A 21,262-nucleotide genomic window follows, 5' to 3' on the forward strand; every position below is an offset into this window, starting at 1 on the left:
CTGTGTCGACCCACGACTTCATCGCCGTCGGGCTGGGCCCGTACAACCTCGGGCTGGCCTGTCTGACCGCGCCGCTCGACGACCTCGACGGCCTGTTCCTCGAAGCCCGCGACGAGTTCGACTGGCACCCCGGCATGCTGCTGGAGTCCACCCGGTTGCAGACGCCGTTCATCGCCGACCTGGTCACCCTGGCCGACCCGACCTCGCCGTACTCCTTCCTCAACTACCTCAAGGAGGTCGGCCGGCTCTACCCGTTCTACATCCGGGAGAGCTTCTTCCCGCTGCGCCACGAGTACAACGACTACTGCCGCTGGGCGGCGGCGAAGCTGCCCTCGGTCCGCTTCGGCCACCAGGTCACCGGCATCTCCTACGACCCCGCCGACGAGCGGTACGTGGTGCACGCCCAGGTGGCCGGCGAACGGGTCACCCACCGGGCCCGGCACCTGGTGCTGGGCACCGGCACCCCGCCGTACGTCCCGGACGCCTGCCGGGGCCTCGGCGGCGACGTCATCCACAACTCCCGCTACCGGGAGCATCGGGCGGCACTGCGCGCCAAGCGCAGCATCACTGTCGTCGGCAGTGGACAGAGCGCCGCCGAGATCTACCACGACCTGCTCACCGACCTCGGCACCCACGGCTACCAGCTCAACTGGGTCACCCGGTCGCCGCGCTTCTTCCCCCTCGAATACACCAAGCTCACCCTGGAGATGACCTCCCCGGACTACGTGGACTACTTCCACGCGCTGCCCGAGGCCACCCGCTACCGGCTGGAAGGCGCCCAGAAGAGCCTGTTCAAGGGGATCAACGCCGACCTGATCAACGACATCTTCGACCTGCTCTACGCCCACCGGGTGCACGGCCCGGTGCCGACCCGGCTGCTGACCAACACCGAGCTGACCGAGGCCCGCTACGACGAGGCGACCGGGACGTACACCCTCGGGTTGCGCAACGTCGAGCAGGAGCGGGACCTCACCCTCGACACCGAGGGGCTGGTGCTGGCGACCGGCTACCACTACCGGGTGCCCGAGTTCCTCGACCCGATCCGCGACCGGCTGCGCTTCGACGCCCACGGCCGCTTCGACGTGGCCCGCAACTACAGCATCGACCACACCGGCCGGGGGGTGTTCCTGCAGAACGCCGGCACCCACACCCACAGCATCACCTCACCCGACCTGGGCATGGGCCCGTACCGCAACTCCTGGATCATCCGGGAACTGACCGGACGCGAGTACTACCCGATCGAGCAGCGGATCGCCTTCCAGGAGTTCGGCGTCCCGACCGGAGGCGTCCGGTGACCCCCGTCGTGCACCGCCGCCACGACCCGGCCCTCGGCGAGTTCGCGCTGCGTACGCTCGACCCGGAGGGCGACGCGGGGCTGCTGCACCGCTGGGTGACCCACCCGAAGTCGGCGTTCTGGCTGATGCAGGACGCCGACGTCGACCGGGTCGCCCGGGAGTACCGGGGGATCGCCGACCACCCGCACCACGACGCGTACCTCGGGCTGTGGCGGGGTGAGCCGACGTTCCTCGCCGAACGCTACGACCCGGCCCGGATCGAGTTGGTCGGCCTCTACCCCGCGCAGCCCGGTGACGTCGGCATGCACTTCCTCTGCGCCCCCACCGACCGGCCGGCGCACGGCTTCACCCTGGCCGTCATCACCACCGTCCTGGACTGGCTGTTCGCCGACCCGGCCACCCGACGGGTGGTCGTCGAACCCGACGTGCGCAACACCGCCGTGCACGCCCTCAACGCCGCCGTCGGCTTCACCGTCGTCGGACCGATCCGCAAACCGGAGAAGGACGCCCTGCTCAGCGTCTGCACCCGCGACCAGTTCCTGGCCGCCACCCGAGGAGACGTGCCCGCGTGAACCCCGCCGCATCCGTGGCCCACCTGACCCCCGCCACCTGGGCCCACGCCAACCGGCTGCTGGTCGCCAAGGCGCTGGCCGAGTTCGCCCACGAACGCCTGATCGAGCCCGCCCCCACCGGCGACGACCGGTGGGCCGTCCGCTGCGACGACGGCACGGTCGAGTACCGCTTCACCGCCCGCCGGTTCACCCTCGACCACTGGCAGGTCGACCCGGAGAGCATCAGCCGGCGACGCGGCGACGAGGACCTGCCACTCGACGCCGTCGACCTCTGCCTCGAACTGCGCGGCGCGCTCGGCCTGAGCGACCAGGTGCTCCCCGTCTACCTGGAGGAGATCACCTCCACCCTGGCCGGCACGGCGTTCAAGCTGACCCGGCCGGCGGTGGACGCCGACGAGCTGGCCCGCGCCGACTTCCAGCCCATCGAGACCGGGATGACCGAGGGACACCCGTGCTTCGTGGCCAACAACGGCCGGATCGGCTTCGGCATCGGTGAATACCACGCGTACGCCCCGGAGGCCGGGCGGCCGGTGCGGCTGGTCTGGGTCGCCGCGCACCGCGACCACGCCACCTTCAGCAGCGCCACCGACCTCGACTACGCCACCCTGCTGCACACCGAACTCGGCCCGGACACCCTGGCCCGGTTCACCGCCACCCTCACCGACGCCGGCGTCGACCCCGACGACTACCTGCTCATCCCGGTGCACCCGTGGCAGTGGTGGAACCGGCTCGCCGTCACCTTCGCCGGTGAGGTCGCCCGCCGACGGCTGGTCTGCCTCGGCGAAGCCCCCGACGAGTACCTGCCGCAGCAGTCCATCCGGACCTTCTTCAACGTCACCGAGCCGCGCCGGCACTACGTCAAGACCGCGCTGTCCGTGCTGAACATGGGCTTCCTGCGCGGCCTGTCGGCGGCCTACATGGAGGCCACCCCGGCGATCAACGACTGGCTCGTCGACCTGGTCACCGGCGACCCGGTGCTCGCCGGCACCGGGCTGACGATCCTGCGCGAGCGGGCCGCGGTCGGCTACCGCCACCCGCAGTACGAGGCGGCCACCGACCGCTACTCGCCGTACCGCAAGATGCTGGCGGCGCTGTGGCGGGAGAGCCCGGTGCCCGGCCTGGCCCCCGGCCGGCGGCTGTCCACCATGGCCGCCCTGCTGCACACCGACCGCGACGGACGGTCGCTGGCCGCCGCCCTGGTCGCCGAGTCCGGCCTGCCCGCGCGTCAGTGGCTGCGCCGCTACCTCGACGCCTACCTGGTGCCGCTGCTGCACAGCTTCTACGCGCACCGGCTGGCCTTCATGCCGCACGGCGAGAACGTCATCCTGGTGCTGCACGAGGGCGCGGTGGAGCGGGTCATCTTCAAGGACATCGCCGAGGAGATCGTGGTGATGGACCCCGACGCCGACCTGCCGCCGCTGGTGCGCCGGGTCCGCGCCGCCATCCCCGACGACGAGCAGTTGCTGACCATCTTCACCGACGTCTTCGACTGCTTCTTCCGCCACCTCAACGCCGTGCTGGCCGGGGCCGGGGTGCTCGACGAGGACGACTTCTGGCGTACCGTCGCCGACTGCGCGACCGACTACGCCGCCCGGGTGCCGCACCTGGCCGACCGGCTGCGCCGGCACGACCTGTTCGCCGAGGAGTTCACCCTGTCCTGCCTCAACCGGCTGCAACTGCGCAACAACCAGCAGATGGTCGACCTCGCCGACCCGTCGGCGGCGCTCCAGTTCGCCGGCACCCTGACCAATCCGCTCGCCCGCTACGCCCCGCCCCGATGAGCACCGCGCTGTCCGCCGCGCCACCCGGCCCGGCGGCCCCGCTGCGGTCGCGCTGGCTGATCCTGGCGGTGCTCTGCCTCGCCCAGCTCACCGTGGTGCTGGACAACACCGTGCTCACCGTGGCGGTGCCGGTGCTCACCACCGAACTGGACGCGAGCACCACCGACATCCAGTGGATGATCAACGCGTATGCGCTGGTGCAGTGCGGGCTGCTGCTCACCGCCGGCAGCGCCGCCGACCGGTACGGCCGCCGCCGGATGCTCGTCGCCGGCCTGGTGCTGTTCGGCGTCGGCTCGCTGGCCGCCGGGCTGGCCCGCTCCGGCGACCAGTTGATCGCCGCCCGCGCCGGCATGGGCGTCGGCGGGGCGCTGCTGGTCACCGCCACCCTCGCCGTCGCCATGCAGGTCTTCGACGGGGCCGAACGGTCCCGGGCGATCGGCATCTGGGCGGCCACCAGCGCCCTCGGCTACGCCGCCGGCCCGCCGATCGGCGGGATCATCCTCGCCCACCTGCCCTGGGGGGCGATCTTCCTGGTCAACGTGCCCATCGTGCTGGTCTGCCTGGCGGCCGCCCGGGTGCTGGTGCCGGAGTCCCGGGATCCGGTCGGCGGACGGCCCGACCTCGGCGGGGTGCTGCTGTCCACCGCCGGCCTCACCGGCGTGGTCTGGGCCATCATCGACGGCCCCGAACGCGGCTGGACCGCACCGCCGGTGCTCGGCGCGGCCGGCGTCGGCGTGCTCCTGCTGGCCGCGTTCGTGGTGTGGGAACGGCGGACCGCCGCCCCCATGCTGGACATGCACTTCTTCACCGACCGCCGGTTCGTCGGCGCGGTCACCGGGGTCGTCCTGATCACCTTCGGCTCCACCGGCGCGCTGTTCCTGCTCACCCAGGATCTCCAGTTCGTCCGGGGCTACCCGGCCTGGGAGGCGGGACTGCGGATGGTGCCGTTCGCGCTGTCCATCGTGCTGCTCAACCTCGGCGGGGTCGCCACCGGGCTGATCCGCCGGCTCGGGGTGCCCGGGGCCATCGCGCTGGGCATGGTGCTGCTCTCCGCCGGTCTCACCCTGGTCACCCACGTCCGCTCCGACGGCTACGCCGTGCTGCTTACCGGGCTGCTGGTGATGGGCTTCGGCTGCGCCCTGGCCAACCCGGCCATCGTCGAGGCGGTGATGAGTTCCATCCCCCCGGCCAAGGCCGGCGTCGGCGCCGGGATCGACGGCACCATGGCCGAGGTGGGGGGCAGCCTCGGCATCGCCGTCCTCGGCGCGGTGCTCAACGCCCGGTTCGCCGCGCTCGCGCCGGTCGCGGTGGCCGGGGCCGGGTCGTACCCGGCCGCGCTGGCCGCCGCCGCAGGCGAGACCGAACGGGGCCGGGTCACCGACGCCTTCTCGTCGGCACTGGTCACCGGGCAGACCGCCGGAGCGGTGGCGGTCCTGGCCGGCGGGCTGCTCGCCGCCGGGCTGCTGCGCCGCGCCGAGCGCACCCGCTGACCGGCCGGGCCGCTCACAGCTCAGGCAGCCCCGGGTCGTAGTGCAGGTAGTGCTCCGGGCAGACCCAGAGGTAGTCGCCCGACTCCGCCACCACCCGCCGCAGGCCGGCGAAATCCCGCGCCGGGTCCAGCGCGAACAGCAACTCGCGGACGGCCCGGAAACCGGCCACCTCGTCGCCGCGGAAGGCAGCGTCCGGGGAGCCGGGCACCGCCGGTCGCGGTGGTGTGTCGCGGTCGCCCGGTAGCAGGTTCGTCGCCGCGCCCATCAGGTCGATCTCCGCCTTGAGCCGGGCCATCTCGGCGGCGCGGGCCGGTTCGAGCACACCGAGCAGGCCGGTGACCGCGCCGGTGAGCGGGATCAGCCGCAACACCATCGCCAGCCGCTCCAGGTACGGCCCGGCCCGCAGGAACCAGTCCCGGGACCGGGTGAACGGGTAACCGGGATGCGTACACCGGTGCTGCTGGTCGGGGAACTCGCACCAGAGGCTGAGCTGGAACTGGTGCGTCACCAGTCGGGCCGGGTTGTACCGCGACCTGGGGACCTCGCAGATGCTGACCAGCGCCGGGCAGTCGGCCACCTCGACGGCCAGCATCCGGCGGATGCCGTGCAGCAGCAGCGCGGTGTCGCTGGCGATTTCCTCCAGATGGCCGACGGTGGCGTGCACCGCCGAGATGCTCCGTTCGATCTCGGCGATCCGTCGCTCCTGGCGGGCCAACGCGGCGAAGGCGGGACCCTGCTCCGGGGGGAAACCGGTCAGCAGCAGCCACAGGTCGATGTCCTGAAGACAGGTGTGGCAGGCCACCACCGTCCGGTTCTCCCGGAGGAATCCGTCGAGCGCGACCAGCGGGAACGTGCCCCGGCACGGCCCGTCGGCAAGCGTGTTGACGCAGGGCACCAGCAGGCGGTAGGCCAGGCCGGGCCACCGGCTGCGCAGCAGGTCCTCGATGGCGTCGCGCAGGATGCTGAAGAAGTAGACCGGGGCACCTCCCTTGACCACCAGGGACAGCCGCCTGTCATCGTCGAGCTGGATCAACGCATCGAGGTGGTACGCCCGGTGCCGCAGGAACACCCCACGACGCCAGTGCAGGCCGGTGGAGAACCGGTAGTTGCGGACGGTGAGCCAGGAGATCAACCCGGGGGCCTCGTCGGACAGTTCACAGATCAGGCTGACCGTGTTGACCCGGGGCATCCGCAGCGGCGTCTCCTGCCAGGGCACCTCCGGCTTCTGATAGGGGACCAACTGGGCGACGAGGCTGCGGTCGTTCTCGGGCAGCCGGTAGGAGACGTCGAACTTCTCCATCAGCCGCAGGAAGTACGGATGGTAGGCGGTCGGGTACCGCTCCCGGCCCGGCGCCGGCGACTGCCAGATGTCGCGCAGCCGGGCATGGTCGAGCACCCCGCCGTCGGCGCGCGTCCGGCTGTCCTCCAGGACGTAGCCGATCGCCCGGGTCAACCACTCCGGTTGCAGGACGATGATGTCGCGCAGTCCGTCGTCCCCGGAGAAGTGCACGACGGTGCCCAGATCGTGCAGCAGTTCGATGAGCGTCCGTTCGGCATCGGCGTCGAGCTGGTGCTGCACGCACAGCGCGTGGTAGGTGGCGTACGGGATCTGTGGTTCGGTGAAGGTGGCCAGGGCGTCGCGCACGGCCACCCACCGCTTGCTCAGCCGCCGCCCCATCTGTGGGAACCGGGCCGCCTGCCGGACCAGTTCCGCCTCGATCTGCGTCACGCCCCGGCCGGAGGCGTTGTCCACCACCCACTGGCCGAGCAGCGATGGGGCGAACTTCGCCCGCAGGTGGGGCAGGTCGATCTCGGGTTGCCGCTCGTCGCCGTGGGTTGCCACGATCAGGACCCGGGCGTCCCGGCCGATGCGCAACCGGATCAGCCGCAGCCAGAACTCGATCGCGTTCTCGTCCTGACCCTGCCGGGGTTTCCACACCAGCAGGTACAGCGACCGGCGGGAGAAGAAGAACTGGTGGGTGATCCGGTAGACCTCCTGGCCGCCGAAGTCCCACATCCGCAGGGTGATGTCCACCTCCGGGGTCTCCGGGTGGGGCAGGGCGAGCCTGCTCAGCTCGATCCCGTGGGTGGTCGGCCGGCCCACCAGGAACGGATGCCGGTGCAACGCGCCGACCAGCGAACTCTTGCCCACCTCGCCCTCGCCGACGAGCAGCACCTTGATCTCGTGCAGCGGCACCCCGTCCCGGCCCTCGTCACGCAGGTAGGACAGCAGCGCTGGCAGACCACGCCGGTACAGCTCACCCAGCGGTTCGGCCAGCCGGTCCGCCCGCGCCCGCAGGGTGATCAGGTCGGGCAGGTCCGCCAGCTCGGTCGGCAGGTCGGTGACGACGGCGTCACCGAGATCGAGTTCGCGTAGCCGGCTCAACTGGCCCGTCTCCGGGGGCAGCCGTACCGGGCCGTCACCGAGCACGGTCAGCCGGAGCAGCCGGGGCAGCCGGAACACCGCCCCGGCGAGCGTGCCGTCGGGGGCCGGTGCCAGGGCCAGCTCCTGCAACGACGGCAGCGCCGAGAAGCCGCGCGGCAGCCAGACGAGCCGGCAGGTCGGTTCGATGTAGAGCCACTCCAGGTGACGGAGCTGCCCGATGCCCGGGGGTAGCTGCTGGTAGTCGCCGTCGAGCCGCAGGCGGCGCAGGGCGGCGCACTCCCACAACTGGCGGGGGATCTCCCGCACCGGGCAACCACCCAGGTCCAACTCGCGTAGCCGGTGCAGCCGACCGATCTCCGCCGGCAACCCGGTCAGCGCCCCGCCGTTGGCGTCGATCACCTCCAGCCTGCTCAGCGCTCCGATGGCCGGCGGCAGCGTGCGTATCTGGCTGTGTCGCAGGTCGAGGGTCCGCAGCCGGCGCAGGGTGCCGACCGTCGCGGGGAGTTCGGTCTCCCGCGTCCCGGCCAACGACAGGACGGTGCTTTTCGTCCGGTCGGCTTCACTGATCCGGTCGAGCACGGACGTCGACATCCAGCGGTCCCCTGATGACGGTGACGGACGGTGGTGGTGCGGTCGTGCCGCCCGCCCCACGCCGAACGTGCCGGGGACGGCAGATCGACGATCGTACTGAGGACGTGCCAGCCGACGTCCGGCTCCTACCGGCCGGGGGAGGGGACCGGCGGGGCCGTCCGGACCGACGGCGGGGTGACCGCCGGCCAGGCTGCGGGAACACGCTCCAACACCCCACCGGCGAACACGTCGCGCAACCCGAGCGGCTTGAGGTGGACGTACCCGATGTGGCAGTCGCAGAGGGCGGCGTCGCACGCCCGGGGCTTCAGGGCGGCCCGCCACGACCCGTCGTAGAGGTTGCCGATCGGTGTGGGGCGGAAGTGGCAGCGGCGTACCGTGCCGTCACCCGCGACGGAGATCGCGGTCTCGCCGGCGTGGCAGGGCCGGTCGAGCGACGGGTGCGGGCGGACGCTCCAGCCGAACAACGGGTCAAGCGCCGTCCAGGCCGCCTCCTGATCGGCGGTGTACCGGTGCCCGTCGGCGGCGTTGACCCACAGGTACACCTCGCCGGGCAGGGCGGCGCGCAGCGCCCGCGCCTCGGCCAGGTGCTCGGGCAGGCCGACCACCCCCACCGAGTAGCGCACGCCCAGCTCGGACAGGCGGGCGCAGCGGGCGAGGAACCGGTCCCGGGTGACCTGCCCCGGGTGGTACGTCGTCCACAGTGCCGCCGTCGCAAGGTCGGCGTCGGCCAGCCAGTCCACCCGGGCCGCCAGGTTGGTCTGGATGACCACCCGGTCGACGTGCGGCAGGTGCGACAGCGTCACCATGGCGTCGCGGTACCAACTGCGGGTCAGTCCCTCGCCCCACGGGGTGAACAGCACCGACAGCCGCCGGTCGGTGGTGGCCGTCACCCAGCCGGTGAACCGCTCCAGCGCGGCCCGGTCGGCGCGCAGCAGCTCCGGCGGGTCGACCCGCTTGGCGAACGGGCAGTAGGGGCAGTCGTAGTTGCAGCTCGCCAGCGGCCCCCGGTAGAGCACCGCCAGCTCCGCCCCGACGTCGGCGGGCCCCACACCGGAACCGCCCGGCTGTGCCGCCCGGGGCGTGACGGGGTGCAGCGGCAGCGCCGTGCGGGGCGGGACGGCGTGCGGCGGCCGGGCGGTCACCGGGGCACGTACCCGGTCATCGCCTGCCGCACCCGGGCGGAGGTCAACCACGGGCCGATCGCGTCGGAGCGGGCCAGCCCGGCCGGGGTGAGCCGCAGCCCGTCGGCGTCCGCCCAGCCCCGGTCGGCCAACCGTCCCAGCTCGGGGAAGTCCTCGCCCGGCGGCCGTCCGAACCGGGCGGCGTAGGCGGCCGGGTCGACCCCCTCGGCGCGCAGCAGCGACTTGAGCAGCCACCGGCGGCGCTGCTCGGTGCCGTCGAGGGCGAAGCCGAACTCGGCGTGCCGGAAGTCGTCGGCGGGGCGGGCGAGGTAGTCGTCCAGCACCATCCGGACCTGCGACACCGAGACCGCGTAGTCGAACGAGTAGTGCAGCGCGGTGGTGTAGGAGCGCGCCCCGCAGCCGAGCCCGACCATGCCGTCGTCCTGGCAGCAGTAGTCCGGCCCGTCCGGGGTGGGCACGTCGGCACGGCGGAACTGCCGCATCGACTCCTGCCGGTAGCCGGCCGCGCCGAGGACCTCCACCGCCTGCTCGTAGAGGGCCAGCCGGTGGGCGTCCCAGTCGGCCCGGCCGTGTGCCCGCCGACCCAGCCCGGTCAACGGCCGCACGTAGAGCGGGTACAGGTACAGCTCCTCCGGCCGCCAGGCCAGCGCCGCGTCCAGGCTCTGCCGCCAGGTCGCCGCCGTCTGCCCGTCGATGCCGTAGATCAGGTCGATGTTGAGCACGGGGACCGCCGCGGCCCGGATCGCGCCGAGCGCCGCCTCGACCTCCGCGCGGCGCTGCGGCCGGCCGGCGGCCCGCGCCTCGACGTCGAGGAAGCTCTGCACGCCGATGCTCACCCGGTGCACCCCGTGCGCCGAGAGCACCGCCAGCCGGTCCGGCGTCGCGGTGGCCGGCGAGGTCTCCACCGCCAGCGGTACGCCCGGCAGCCGCGCCCCGGAGGTGCCGGTGACGATGTCGAACAGGTCGGCCAGTTCGTCGGCGGTCAGGTAGGTGGGGGTGCCCCCGCCCAGCGCCACCCGGGCGTACCCGGCGTCGTCGCCGAGCGCGTCGGCGACCCGTTCGGACTGCCGGCGCAGTTGCCGCAGGTAGGCGGTGACCTGTTCCTGCGGGGCGTTGGCCCGGGTGAACAGGTTGCAGAAGCCGCAGCGCATCTCGCAGAACGGCAGGTGCACGTAGAGGAAGAGCGCGTCGCGGGCCTCGGCCCGCCACACGTCGGCCAGTAGCGGCCGGGGCCGCAGCGCCCGGTAGGAGGTCTTGTGCGGGTACGCGTAGAGGTACTGCTGGTACGGCGAGCCGTCGAGGCCCGTGTCGGTGCTGGTCACCATTCCCCCGGTCGCAGGACGAAGTGGGCGTACGGGACGGTCCACACCACGTCGTGGCCGATCCGGTGGCCGGTGTGCCCGTCCTCGCCGTACGCGGTGCCGTGGTCGGAACAGACGATCGTGAACACCGGCCTTCCGCGCCCGGTGAGCAGGGCGAACAGCCGGTCGACCCGGGAGTCGACGTACTCCAGGGCGGCGGCGTGGCTGTCCCGGCTGTCGTGCGCCGCGCCGGGCAGGTGGTGCCGGTTGGGTTGGTGCAGGGCGGCGACGTTGAGGAAGGTGAACACCGGCCGGTCGGTGGGCTGGCCGGGCAGCACCTCGGCCAGCCGGTCGAGCTGCGCGTCCAGGCATGTGGGGGAGGTGACCCCGAACTCCGGTTCCCAGTGCGCCTCGGCGAACAGGTCGGGCAGCACCGACCCGAGCGGGCTGCGCCGGTTGAAGAAGCCCACCCCGCCCAGGCAGAGCGTGTGGTAGCCGGCCCCGGCCAGCGCGGTCGGCAGGTCGGGGGCGTCGAAGACCCAGGTGTCGTCCCCGGCGGTCTCGCTGCCCGGGAACGCCGCCGCGTACAGCCGCTCGTGCCGGCCCGGTCCGACCGGGGTGGGCAGGAAACCGGCGAAGAAGGCGTGGTGTGCGGCGTAGGTGAAGCTGGCGGGGGAATGCCGTCGTTCCCACCGCCCGCCCGGCAGCACCCGGGCCAGTCGGGGTGTCCGCCCGGCCCCGGCCAGTTCGGCGGCCACGTCGAAGCGCAGCGTGTCGAGGGTGACCAGGCAGATGTCGTGACTGCCGATCAGCGTGCGCATCCGGCCTCCTCCCGTCGGGTCGTCGCCGCCCCGTCGGCCGCCGTGCCGTGTCCGGCCGCCGCCGAGCCGTCGCCGGCCACCGGCGCGGTCGCCCGCCACCGGTCCCACCGGCCGCTGGTCAGCGCGTGCACCTGCTCGGCGTAGGTGTCCCGGCCGTCGGTCAGCACCCCGGGCAGCAGGTCGCCGAACGCGTTGACCTCGGCCACCGCGTGCCGTCGCCAGCCCACCAGGAACATCAGGTCGACCCCGACGTGCAGCGACCGGGGGAAGCACGCCGCCGCCCGTTCGCAGGTCTCCATCGCCGCCGCCCAGGACTCCGGGCCGGCCGCCGCCCGTAGCGCGGCCAGGTCGCCGCGCGCGTTGCCCAGGTGCAGGTTGGTCAGCGGACCCCGGGCCGCCCGGACCACGGCGTGGGTGGGCCGGCCGGCGACCACCACCACCCGCAGGTCGACCACCCGGTCGGCCAGCCCGGCCTTGGGTAGCCACTGTTCCACGTGCAGGCCCTCCGGGGCGAGCCGGTCGACCAGGGCGGCGACGGTCGCCTCGTCGTCGTAGCGGCGCAGCCGCAGCGAGTTGAACAGCCCGTCGGGGGTGATCTCGATCGGGGTGACCGCCTGCACCCGGCGCGGCCCGACCGCGAGCGCGATCACCCCGGCCGCCGACGACCCGTGTGCCGGCTTGACGAACACCCGTGGCCAGCCGGCCGCCGCCATCGCCGCCCGCAACTGCGGATAGCCCTCGACCGGCGGCAGCGCCGCCGGCACCGGAACCCCGGCGGCCGACAGCAGCGCGTGGCAGCGGCGCTTGTCGCACAGCGCCGCCACGTCGTCGGGGTGGTTGAGTAGCGTCGCGCCCCCGGCGGCCACCCGACCCGTCCCGGCCACCAGCCCGGCGTACGTGGCGGCGAGGCCGATCAGCTCCCCGTGCCGGGCGGGGGTGGCCGCGCCGCGCAGCAGCCGGTCGACCTCCGCGTCCTCGCCGGGGGAGTCGACCCGGACCAGGGCGTCGGCGTCCGGCGGGGCCGCCCCGGTGAGCACCCGTGCCCAGGGCAGCACCGCCGGGTCGGGCAACCCCGCCGCGCGTACGGCCCGCCGGAACAGCGCGACCCGCCGGTTGTCGGGGTTGCCCACCACGGTCAGTCGCATGTCACTCCGACACCGCCGTGTAGCGGTAGGTCTCCCCGTCGTCCTCGTCCGGTTCCTGCGGCTCGGAGACGTCCACCTCGACGCCGGGCAACGCGGCGACCACCCGGGCGGCGGCCTCCTCCGACAGGTAGTGGTGGTGCAGGTCGAGCGCGGACAGGTGGGTCAGGGACTGCCCGGCGAGCAGCGCGGCCAGCCCGTCGTCGGACAGGGTGCCCAGCGACAGGTCGAGCCGTTCCAGCCGGGGCACCACGGCGGCGGTGGCGAGCGCGGCGGCCAGCTCGTCGGTGATCTCGGCGTTGCGCAGCCCGAGCCGGCGCAGCGCGGGGAAGAGCTTCCCGGCCAGCAGCGCGTCCAGGTCGGCCACGGTGGTGTCGCCACCGTAGTCGTCGGTGCCCAGCCACAGGTCCAGGTGGTGCAACGCGGGCAGCTCCGAGGCGAGCACCGCGGCGACGAACTCCCGGGACAGGCCGCCGCTCTGCACGGACAGCGTCCGCAGCCGCCCGTGCCGCACCGGGGAGAAGCTGAAGTCCTCACCGCCGCGTACCCGCAGCACCTCCAGCTCCGGGTAGGCGGTCAGCAACGGACTGACGTCGCCGACCCGCATCCAGGAGACCTCGCACTCCTCGGTGACCATGTCGCCGAGGAACAGGGCCCGCAGCCGGGGCAGCCGGTCCGCCGCCGCGCAGAGCTGGGCGATCGGGGCGTGGTGGAACGCCGCGTATCCCCAGGGGCCGACGACCAGCGCCTCGACCCGGTCGCCGAGCTGCTCGACGAACCTGTCGAACCGGTCCCGGAACTGCTCCGACAGGGTGTCCTGCCGGGTGTCGCCGTCGAAGTGCCAGTCGGCGACCCGCCAGCAGACCGGGCCGTCCACGACGGGCGGCGGGCCGTCGGCGGGGAACTCGACCACGGGCCGGCCGGCGAACGTCTGGGCGTGGGAGCCGAACGTCATTGTCGTTCACTCCCCGACCGCGGTGAACCGGTAGACCGTGCCGTGGTACTCGTCGGGTGTCTGCGGGTCGTCCAGGTCGACCTGGACGCCGGGCAGCGCGTCCACCAGCCGCTGCGCGACCTCGGGCGAGAGGAAGTGGTGGTGCAGGTCGAGGCGGCGCAGGTGGGTCAGCGGCTGCCCGGCCAGCAGCGCCTCGGCGCCGGGGTCGGTGAGCACCCCCATCGACAGGTCGAGCACCTCCAGCCGGGACACCACCGGGGCGGTGGCCACCGCCCGCGCGACGTGGTCGGCGAACTCGGCGTTGCACACCGCCAGGTGGCGCAGCGCGGGCAGCCGGTCACCGGCCAGGACGGCGGCCAGGTCGTCGACGCCGGTGTCGCCGCCGTAGTCCTGCCGGCCGAGCCACAGGTCGAGCCGGCGCAGGGCGGGCAGGTCGCAGTCACCCACCGCCCGGGTCACCGCACCGGGCAGGCCGCCGGTCTGGAAGCCCAGCTCCCGCAGGCCGGTGTGGCGCACCGGTCGCAGGGTCAGCTCGTTGGCTCCGCGCACCCACAGCGTCTCCAGCTCCGGGTAGGCGGTCAGCAGCGGGGTGAGGTCACCGTGGGTGAGCCAGGAGATCTCGCACTGCTCGCTGACCAGATCGGCCAGGAACACCGCGCGCAGGGCGGTCCAGTCCTTCGCGGCGTCGGCCAGCAGGTCGACCGGGAGGGCCCGCTCGTACGCCGAGCCCCACTCGCCGATCACCAGGGCGCGGACCGCCTCGCCGGGCACCTCGGCCCGCAGCGCCGTGACCAGGCCGGCGAACTCCTCCGGCTCGGCCTCGAAGTCCTCGACCTCCAGCCGCCAGGCGACGCCCGACGGGTCGTCGGGCAGGGTCATCCCCGGTGTGAAGGGGACCACCGGCATTCCGGCGAACGACGACAAGTGCGAACGGATCACGCCTACCTCCGGCTCGACTGGTGTGACAGCGGCGCGACCGTAACAGGCCCGACCGACAGGATGATCAGCACCGGGTTACCGGACCGGCTGCGCACCTACCCGGGGTGCCCGGCCGGTGACGCTTTACAGCGGAAGTCGGGTGTGCGAGGCTCAGGAAAGCGCTCCCACGGCTGTCCGTGTCGGATACCCATGGGGAGTTCGCTCGTGAGAAATCGCACCCGGCGGGCGGCGTCGATCGTCGCCACCGCCGTCACCACCACCCTCGTCGCCGGTGTCGTCACCGCCGTCTCGGCGCAGGCCGCCGCCGGCTGTCAGGTCACCTACCAGGTCGGCGCCCAGTGGGCCGGTGGCTTCACCGCCGCCATCTCGATCAGGAACCTGGGCGACCCCGTCACCGGTTGGCGGCTCGGCTGGACCTTCCCGGCCGGGCAGACCATCACCAGCGCGTGGGGCTTCACCGCCAGCCCGGCCAGCGGCAGCGTGGTGGCCACCAACCTCGACTACAACGCCGCCATCGCCACCGGCGGTGTCGTGGACGTCGGCTTCAACGGCACCTGGACCGGCAGCAACCCCGAGCCCGCCGGCTTCACCCTCAACGGCACCGCCTGCACCGGGTCGACCACCCCCACCACTGCCGCGCCGACGACCCCGCCGCCGCCCACGACCCCGCCGCCCACCACCCCGCCGCCGACGACGCCGCCACCGACCACCCCGCCGGTGACCACCCCACCGCCGACCAGCGGGACGCCGACGGTGGCCTCGGACGGCACCGGCAGGTACCGCACGGTCCAGGCCGCCATCGACGCCGTGCCGGCGAACAGTTCGAGCCGGACCACCATCACCATCAAGCCCGGCACCTACCGCGAGGTCGTCCGGGTGGCGTCGAACAAGACCAACGTCACGCTGCGGGGCCTCGGCTCGGCACCGTCGAACGTCGTGCTCGTCTACAACAACTCCGCCGGCACCCGTAAGCCGGACGGCACGACCTACGGCACCTTCAACAGCGCGAGCATGTTCGTCGACGGGGCGGACTTCGTCGCCGAGAACCTGACCATCGCCAACGACTTCGTGGAGAACACCTCGGGGGTCGACCAGCAGGCGGTGGCGCTGCACCTGAACGCCGACCGGGCGGTGCTGCGCAACGTCCGGCTCCTCGGTGACCAGGACACCTTCCTGGTCAACGACAAGACCCGGGCGTACGTGGTCGGCTCCTACGTGGAGGGCACGGTCGACTTCATCTTCGGCGGCGGCACGATCGTCATCGACGGCAGTTCGATCTACGAGAAGCGGTCGACCGGTGGACCGATCACCGCCGCCCGGACGCCGGCCAGCAAGACGTACGGGATGCTGATCTACCGGTCGACGATCACCGGGGCGACCAACAACACCACCCAGCTCGGTCGCCCGTGGGGGCCGGACGCCCAGGTCCTCTACCGGGAGTCGACGCTGAGCGCGACCATGAAGACCGCCCAGCCCTGGATCGACATGTCCGGCAACGTGTGGCAGAACGCGCGGTTCCGCGAGTACCGCAACACCGGGCCCGGTGCCGGCACGAACGGCAACCGTCCCCAGCTCAGTGACGCGCAGGCGGCCACCTACACGCCGCAGCGGTACCTCGCCGGCAGTGACGGCTGGAACCCGATGTGAGCGCCCGGACGCCACGACCCTGAACGAGGGTCACCCACAGGCCCGGTTTCCCCGCCCCGACCTCCGGGGCGGGGAAACCGGGCCTGTGTGCGGGTGCCCCCTCGTGGACGGCGGAGGCGGTGGCGACGCGGGGTGGCCGACGTACCGCACGCTGCAACACCTTGCCGATCATTGCCGGCAGATGTCGAAAACTTTGCCGCAAGGTCTTGCAAAACCTTTCATCGATGCCGCATCGTCTTCTCCACCGGACGGCCGTCCACACCGACCAGCGCCGCTTCGACCCCCGGAAGTAGGTCCACTCCCCATGTCCACACCCCGCGTCTCCCGGGGAACCCGTCTGCGACGGGGCCTCCTCGCCCTCGCCGTCACCGCCACCTCCCTCGCCGGCCTGAGCGCGCTGCCGGCCACCGTTCCCGCCACCGCCGCCGTCGCGCTCAACGACAGTGAGGTCACCGCGAACCTCTGGGAATGGAACTGGCGCTCCGTCGCCGCCGCGTGCACCGACCACCTCGGCCCGGCCGGCTACGGTGCGGTGCAGGTCGCGCCGCCGCAGGAGTCGGTCAGCCTGCCGAGCAGCGCCGACGGCGTCCACCCCTGGTACGAGGTCTACCAGCCGGTCTCCTACCGGCTGGAGAGCCGGTTCGGCACCCGGCAGCAGTTCGCCGACATGGTCACCAACTGCCACAACGCGGGCGTGCGGGTGTACGTCGACGCGGTGGTCAACCACATGGCCGGCGCCAACAACCCCGAGTCGGTCGTCGGGTACGCCGGCACCGACTTCTCCGGCCCCGGCTACAGCTTCCCCGCCGTTCCCTACGGCACCGGCGACTTCCACCGCCCGGGGGACAACTGCCCGACCTCGTCCGGTGCGATCAACGACTGGAACAACGAGGCCCAGGTGACCAGCTGCGAGTTGCTGTCGCTGACCGACCTCTACACCGAGAAGGACAGCGTCCGCACCAAGATCGCCGGGTTCCTCAACGACCTGGTCGGCCTCGGCGTCGACGGGTTCCGGGTGGACGCGGTCAAGCACGTCAAGAAGGACGACTTCGCCGCGATCCTCGGCAAGGTGCGCAACACCACCGCCGAGAACAAGCGTCCGTACGTCGCCCAGGAGATCTTCGACGGGGCCAGCAACGACGCCCTCAAGGCGCGCGCCTTCACCGGCAACGGCGACGTGCTCGACTTCGGGTACGCCAAGGGCCTGAAGTCGGCGTTCCAGGGCTCGATCGCCAACCTGGCCAACGTCGGGAGCTGGAACCTCGACGCGCCCAGCGCCAACGTGTTCGCCATGGTCACCAACCACGACCTGGAGCGCGACGGGGTGGTGCTGTCCTACCGCGACGGCAGCGACTACGTCCTGGCCAACTACTTCGCGCTGGCCTACCCGCACGGCAAGCCCTCGGTCTACGACAGCTTCACCTGGTCCAACCGCAACCAGTCGCCGCCCGCCGACGGCAACGGGTACGTCACCGACACCGTCTGTGGCAGCAGTTGGAACTGTCTGACCCGGTCCACCGGGATCAAGGGCATGGTCGGCTGGGCGAACGCCGCGAAGTCGGTCAAGACCGTCTCCGACTTCACCGTGGTCAACAGCAACGTCATCGGCTTCCACCGGGGCGACCGGGCCTGGATCGGGATCAACGACTCCGGGTCCGCCAGCACCGCCACCTTCACCACCGGCCTGGCCGACGGGTCGTACTGCGACGTGATCTCCGGGGTGCGCGGCACGGCCGGCTGCACCGGCACCACGGTGACCGTCAGCGGTGGCCGGGCCACCGTGCAGATCCCCGCCAACGGCGCGGTGGCGCTGCACGTCAACGCGAAGGGCGGTCCGGCGACCACGCCCACCGCCACCCCGACGCCGACCGCTCCGGCCGGCACGGTCGCCACCACCTTCACCGTGACCGCCACGCTGAGCGGTGACCAGAGCGCCTACGTCGTCGGCAGCGTCCCGGCGCTGGGCTCGTGGGCCCCGGCCGCCGCCGTGAAGCTGACCGCGCAGGGCGGCGGGACGTACCGGGCGGTGGTCACCCTGCCGGCGTCCTCGACGGTGGAGTTCAAGTTCCTCAAGAAGACCGCGGCCGGCGTCGTGACCTGGGAGTCGGGGAGCAACCGGACGCTGACCACGCCGAGCGGGGGCACCTCGTCGGTCACCGACACCTTCCGGGGTGACCCGGCGGGCACCCAGGGCGCGGCGTTCACCGTCAGCGCCACCACCTCGTACGGGCAGAACGTCTACGTGGTGGGCAGCGTCGCGGCGCTGGGTTCGTGGAACCCGGCCGACGCGGTGGCGCTCTCCTCGGCCGCCTACCCGCTGTGGCGGGCCACGGTCGCGCTGCCGGCGAACACGTCGTTCGAGTACAAGTACCTCAAGAAGAACCCGGACGGCACGGTGACCTGGGAGTCCGGTGGCAACCGCAGCGCCACCGTGGGGTCCACCGGTTCGTGGAGCGCCAACGACACCTGGCGGTGACGCCGGGCGGACCACGGCGGCCGATCCCCCTCCCGGGGGTCGGCCGCCGCGCCGTCCGACCTCCGGACGGGGCGACCCCGACAGGTTGACGGGCATCGACTCCTTCTGTTGTCGTCCGGAAAGCGCATCCGCGCTCCGGGTCCGACCGGGGTGTGCCGCTCCGCCTCCCCGCTGAACCGCAACCTCGCGGTCGGCAACGCCCCGGACGTGTCGCCCGGCTCCTCGACCGGGACCGACAACTCCTGGGACCTCGGCGGCGACTGGCCGCTGGCCGGCACCGACCCGTCGGCGGTCACCGGCCCCCGGGCCGCCGACGGGTCCGTCCCGGCGTCGGACTTCCTGCGCCCGGCCAGCGGCGTCGACGTGGGCGCCCGGCTCTGACCGGGGGCGTCCCGGCCGGCTCGCGGGGGATGACCAGGGCGCCCCACAGCGCCGCGAGGAGCGCGAAGCCCGCCGCGACCGCGTACGCGAGCGACCCGGAACGCTCGACCAGGAGCCCGCCGAGCGCCGTGCCGACCGGGAACCCGATCAGGTTGATGCTGATGGAGACCGTCATGACCCGGCCCAGCCGGGTGGGATCGGTGCGTCGTTGTCGCAGCGACAGGACGCCCACGTTGAGGGCGCCCTCCAGCAGACCGAACAGTGCCAGCCCGACCGCCAGGGTGGCGAGCATCGCGATGGCGCCCAGCGGGTAGATCGCGAAGGCGGAGAGCGCGGTGGTGACGATCAGCAGCAGCCGTTCGCGGCCGGCCCGCAGCAGTCTGCCCGCGGTCAGCGCACCGGCCGCACCACACAGACCCACCAGACTCCAGAGCGCGCCGGCGTACTGCTCGGTGTGCCCTGCGCCGTCCACCCGCTGGGCCACCGAGACCGGCACCGCCACGACGAGGATGCCGAAGGTGACCTGGTAACAGGAGTAGGACACGGCGAGCCCGCGCAGGGTGGCGTTGCGGACGAGGTAGGTGACGCCTTCCCACGCCTCGCGCAGCAGGTGCCGGCGCTCGGCCCGGGGCGGTTCGGCGGCCGACCCCCGGAGCAGCAGCAGGCTCAGCGCGGCCAGGACGTACATCGCGGCCACCAGCACCAGCGCCGGGTCGGGGCCGATCAGCGCGATCACGGCACCGCCGGCCAGCGGACCGACGACCTCGATGACCGAGTAGGTGCTGAGGTCCAGCGCGTTGGCCCGGTCGTAGGCGTCGTCGGGCACGAACCGGGGGAACAGCGTGCGGATCCCGCCCGCGCTGAGCGGGCTGGTCAACGAGAGGAGCCCCAGCAGGGTCAGCAGCACGGCGGGCGTGAGCCGGCCGCCCGCGGAGGCCACCGCGACCAGACCGATGAGGACGGCGCTGACGAGGTTGTCCAGGATGACCGCGCGGGCGGCGCCCACCCGGTCGAGCAGCGCGCCGGCCATCGGGCTGACCAGGAAGCCGGGCAGGGTCAGGAAGAACCCGCTCAACCCGGCCAGGACCGGGGAACGGAACCGCGCGAGGACGTAGAGCACGACGACGAACAACAGCATCTCGGACGCCAGGCGGGACAACGAGGCCGACAGCAGCAGCTGGGGCACGTTGCGGGTGGTGAGCACCTGCCGGTAGGTCATCGGCGTCGCCGGCGCGGGTACGGGGGCGGCTGTCATTCCCGGGATGCTCCCGTGGGTCGGGGCCACCGCTGCGGGCGGGGCCCCGACCCGTCGGGTTCAGCGCCCCTGGAGGGTGCGGACGTTGTCGCCGAAGGTCCAGCCCTTGGACCCGTCCCAGTTCACCGACCAGGTCATCAGCCCCTTGAGGCCGCCCCGGTAGGTGTTCCACGCCTGCGCCACCGAGGCCGGCGCGAGGTAGCCACCGCCCGCGCCGGGCTGCGCGGGCAGGCCGGGGACCTGCCTGTCGTACGGGACCCGGATGGTGGTGCCCTGCACGACCAGACCGGCGTTGAGGCAGTCGGTCTGGGCGGTGAAGCCCGCCACCGTCCCGGCCGGGTACGAGTCACCGGCGCAGCCGTACATGCTGCCGTTGTAGTACTGCATGTTCAGCCACCAGAGCCGCCCGTTGTCGACGTACCGCTTGATGACCGGCAGGTACGCCCCCCAGATGGAGCCGTAGGTGACGCTGCCGCCGGTGACGTAGGCGGTCTCCGGGGCCATGGTCAGGCCGAAGCCGGCCGGCATCTGGGCGAGCACGCCGTCGATGATGCGGATCAGGTTCGCCTGTGAGGTGGACAGCCGGGTGATGTCGCCGCTGCCGGTCAGCCCGGTCTCGATGTCGATGTCGATGCCGTCGAAGTGGTACCGCTTGAGGATCGGCACGACGGTGGCGACGAACCGGTCCGCGACGGCCGCCGAGCCGAGGTCGATGCCGGCGGTGGCGCCGCCGATCGACAGCAGCAGGGTCAGCCCGGCGGCCTTGGCCTGGCACATCTCGGTCGGGGTGGGCACCTTGACGGTGGCGTCCATGCCGTCCTCCCAGAGCACCGTGCCGTCGGCGCGGATCACCGGGAAGGCGGCGGTGACCACGTTGTAGCCGTGCCCGGTGATCCGGGCGTCGGTGATCGGTATCCAGCCCAGCGGCGGGTGGACGCCGTTGGCCGCGCCGTCCCAGTTCTCCCAGTAGCCCTGGAGCACCTTGCCGGTCGGCCGGGACTTCAGCGCGCAGCCCGTGCCGTCCGGCGGCGGCGTGGTCGTGCCGGGGGTGGCGGTCGGCGTCGGGGTCGGGGTCCGGGTGGGCGTGG

Annotated in this window: 16 protein-coding genes; 7 read left to right on the top strand and 9 right to left on the bottom strand. The window is 72.7% G+C overall.

Features of this window, described 5'->3' with window-relative positions:
• The first annotated feature begins 2 nt into the window (after positions 1-2).
• The 4 genes from B5D80_RS25635 to B5D80_RS25650 are packed head-to-tail and all read left to right on the top strand — an operon-like array spanning position 3 to position 5,138.
• On the top strand, positions 3-1,295 hold the full coding sequence (locus tag B5D80_RS25635) for a lysine N(6)-hydroxylase/L-ornithine N(5)-oxygenase family protein (protein WP_088646512.1): 1,293 nt from the start codon (positions 3-5) through the stop codon (positions 1,293-1,295).
• Positions 1,292-1,867, top strand: coding sequence for a GNAT family N-acetyltransferase (locus tag B5D80_RS25640; RefSeq protein ID WP_169733106.1), 576 nt, complete (start codon positions 1,292-1,294; stop codon positions 1,865-1,867). The genes B5D80_RS25635 and B5D80_RS25640 overlap by 4 nt, the downstream gene beginning before the upstream one ends.
• Entirely contained in the window at positions 1,864-3,648 is a 1,785-nt protein-coding gene (locus B5D80_RS25645) for an IucA/IucC family protein (protein ID WP_088646513.1), read from the top strand. Before B5D80_RS25640 ends, B5D80_RS25645 begins: the two co-directional genes overlap by 4 nt.
• Positions 3,645-5,138: an MFS transporter gene (locus B5D80_RS25650; RefSeq protein WP_088646514.1), complete on the top strand. Its 1,494-nt coding sequence runs from the start codon at positions 3,645-3,647 to the stop codon at positions 5,136-5,138. The genes B5D80_RS25645 and B5D80_RS25650 overlap by 4 nt, the downstream gene beginning before the upstream one ends.
• A 13-nt stretch (positions 5,139-5,151) precedes the next feature.
• Here B5D80_RS25650 and B5D80_RS25655 read toward each other — a convergent pair whose 3' ends face one another.
• The 7 genes from B5D80_RS25655 to B5D80_RS25685 all read right to left on the bottom strand — a co-directional run bounded on the left by B5D80_RS25655 (position 5,152) and on the right by B5D80_RS25685 (position 14,415).
• Positions 5,152-8,115: a COR domain-containing protein gene (locus B5D80_RS25655; protein WP_088646515.1), complete on the bottom strand. Its 2,964-nt coding sequence runs from the start codon at positions 8,113-8,115 to the stop codon at positions 5,152-5,154.
• A gap of 125 nt (positions 8,116-8,240) precedes the next feature.
• On the bottom strand, positions 8,241-9,257 hold the full coding sequence (locus B5D80_RS25660; protein WP_245854979.1) for an STM4011 family radical SAM protein: 1,017 nt from the start codon (positions 9,255-9,257) through the stop codon (positions 8,241-8,243).
• On the bottom strand, positions 9,254-10,579 hold the full coding sequence (locus B5D80_RS25665; protein WP_245854980.1) for an STM4012 family radical SAM protein: 1,326 nt from the start codon (positions 10,577-10,579) through the stop codon (positions 9,254-9,256). Before B5D80_RS25665 ends, B5D80_RS25660 begins: the two co-directional genes overlap by 4 nt.
• Positions 10,576-11,379: an STM4013/SEN3800 family hydrolase gene (locus B5D80_RS25670; RefSeq protein WP_088646528.1), complete on the bottom strand. Its 804-nt coding sequence runs from the start codon at positions 11,377-11,379 to the stop codon at positions 10,576-10,578. Before B5D80_RS25670 ends, B5D80_RS25665 begins: the two co-directional genes overlap by 4 nt.
• Positions 11,367-12,524: an STM4014 family protein gene (locus tag B5D80_RS25675; RefSeq protein ID WP_144081757.1), complete on the bottom strand. Its 1,158-nt coding sequence runs from the start codon at positions 12,522-12,524 to the stop codon at positions 11,367-11,369. Before B5D80_RS25675 ends, B5D80_RS25670 begins: the two co-directional genes overlap by 13 nt.
• 1 nt (position 12,525) lies before the next feature.
• Positions 12,526-13,476, bottom strand: a complete 951-nt coding sequence (locus tag B5D80_RS25680; protein ID WP_088646517.1) for an STM4015 family protein — start codon at positions 13,474-13,476, stop codon at positions 12,526-12,528.
• 6 nt (positions 13,477-13,482) lie between these two features.
• Positions 13,483-14,415 carry an STM4015 family protein gene (locus B5D80_RS25685; RefSeq protein WP_211291647.1) on the bottom strand — a complete coding sequence of 311 codons (933 nt, stop codon included), beginning with the start codon at positions 14,413-14,415 and terminating at the stop codon, positions 13,483-13,485.
• Positions 14,416-14,619: 204 nt separating this feature from the next.
• Between B5D80_RS25685 and B5D80_RS25690 the strand changes: the two genes are divergently transcribed.
• From B5D80_RS25690 to B5D80_RS25700, 3 genes are all read left to right on the top strand, one after another.
• Entirely contained in the window at positions 14,620-16,062 is a 1,443-nt protein-coding gene (locus tag B5D80_RS25690) for a pectinesterase family protein (protein ID WP_245854981.1), read from the top strand.
• Positions 16,063-16,366: 304 nt separating this feature from the next.
• On the top strand, positions 16,367-18,538 hold the full coding sequence (locus B5D80_RS25695; RefSeq protein ID WP_088646519.1) for a carbohydrate-binding module family 20 domain-containing protein: 2,172 nt from the start codon (positions 16,367-16,369) through the stop codon (positions 18,536-18,538).
• Between the two features lie 108 nt (positions 18,539-18,646).
• On the top strand, positions 18,647-18,919 hold the full coding sequence (locus tag B5D80_RS25700) for a hypothetical protein (RefSeq protein WP_144081758.1): 273 nt from the start codon (positions 18,647-18,649) through the stop codon (positions 18,917-18,919).
• Here the strand turns inward: B5D80_RS25700 and B5D80_RS25705 are convergent.
• Both B5D80_RS25705 and B5D80_RS25710 read right to left on the bottom strand, forming a co-directional pair.
• A complete protein-coding gene (locus B5D80_RS25705; protein WP_088646521.1) occupies positions 18,831-20,174 on the bottom strand; it encodes an MFS transporter in 1,344 nt (447 codons plus the stop codon). The two genes, B5D80_RS25700 and B5D80_RS25705, sit on opposite strands and share 89 nt — an antisense overlap.
• 60 nt (positions 20,175-20,234) lie before the next feature.
• A partial coding sequence (locus B5D80_RS25710) for a chitinase (RefSeq protein ID WP_088646522.1) occupies positions 20,235-21,262 on the bottom strand: 1,028 nt, incomplete at its 5' end.

It is taken from the genome of Micromonospora wenchangensis (assembly GCF_002210435.1).
GTDB classification, from domain to species: Bacteria; Actinomycetota; Actinomycetes; order Mycobacteriales; family Micromonosporaceae; genus Micromonospora; species Micromonospora wenchangensis.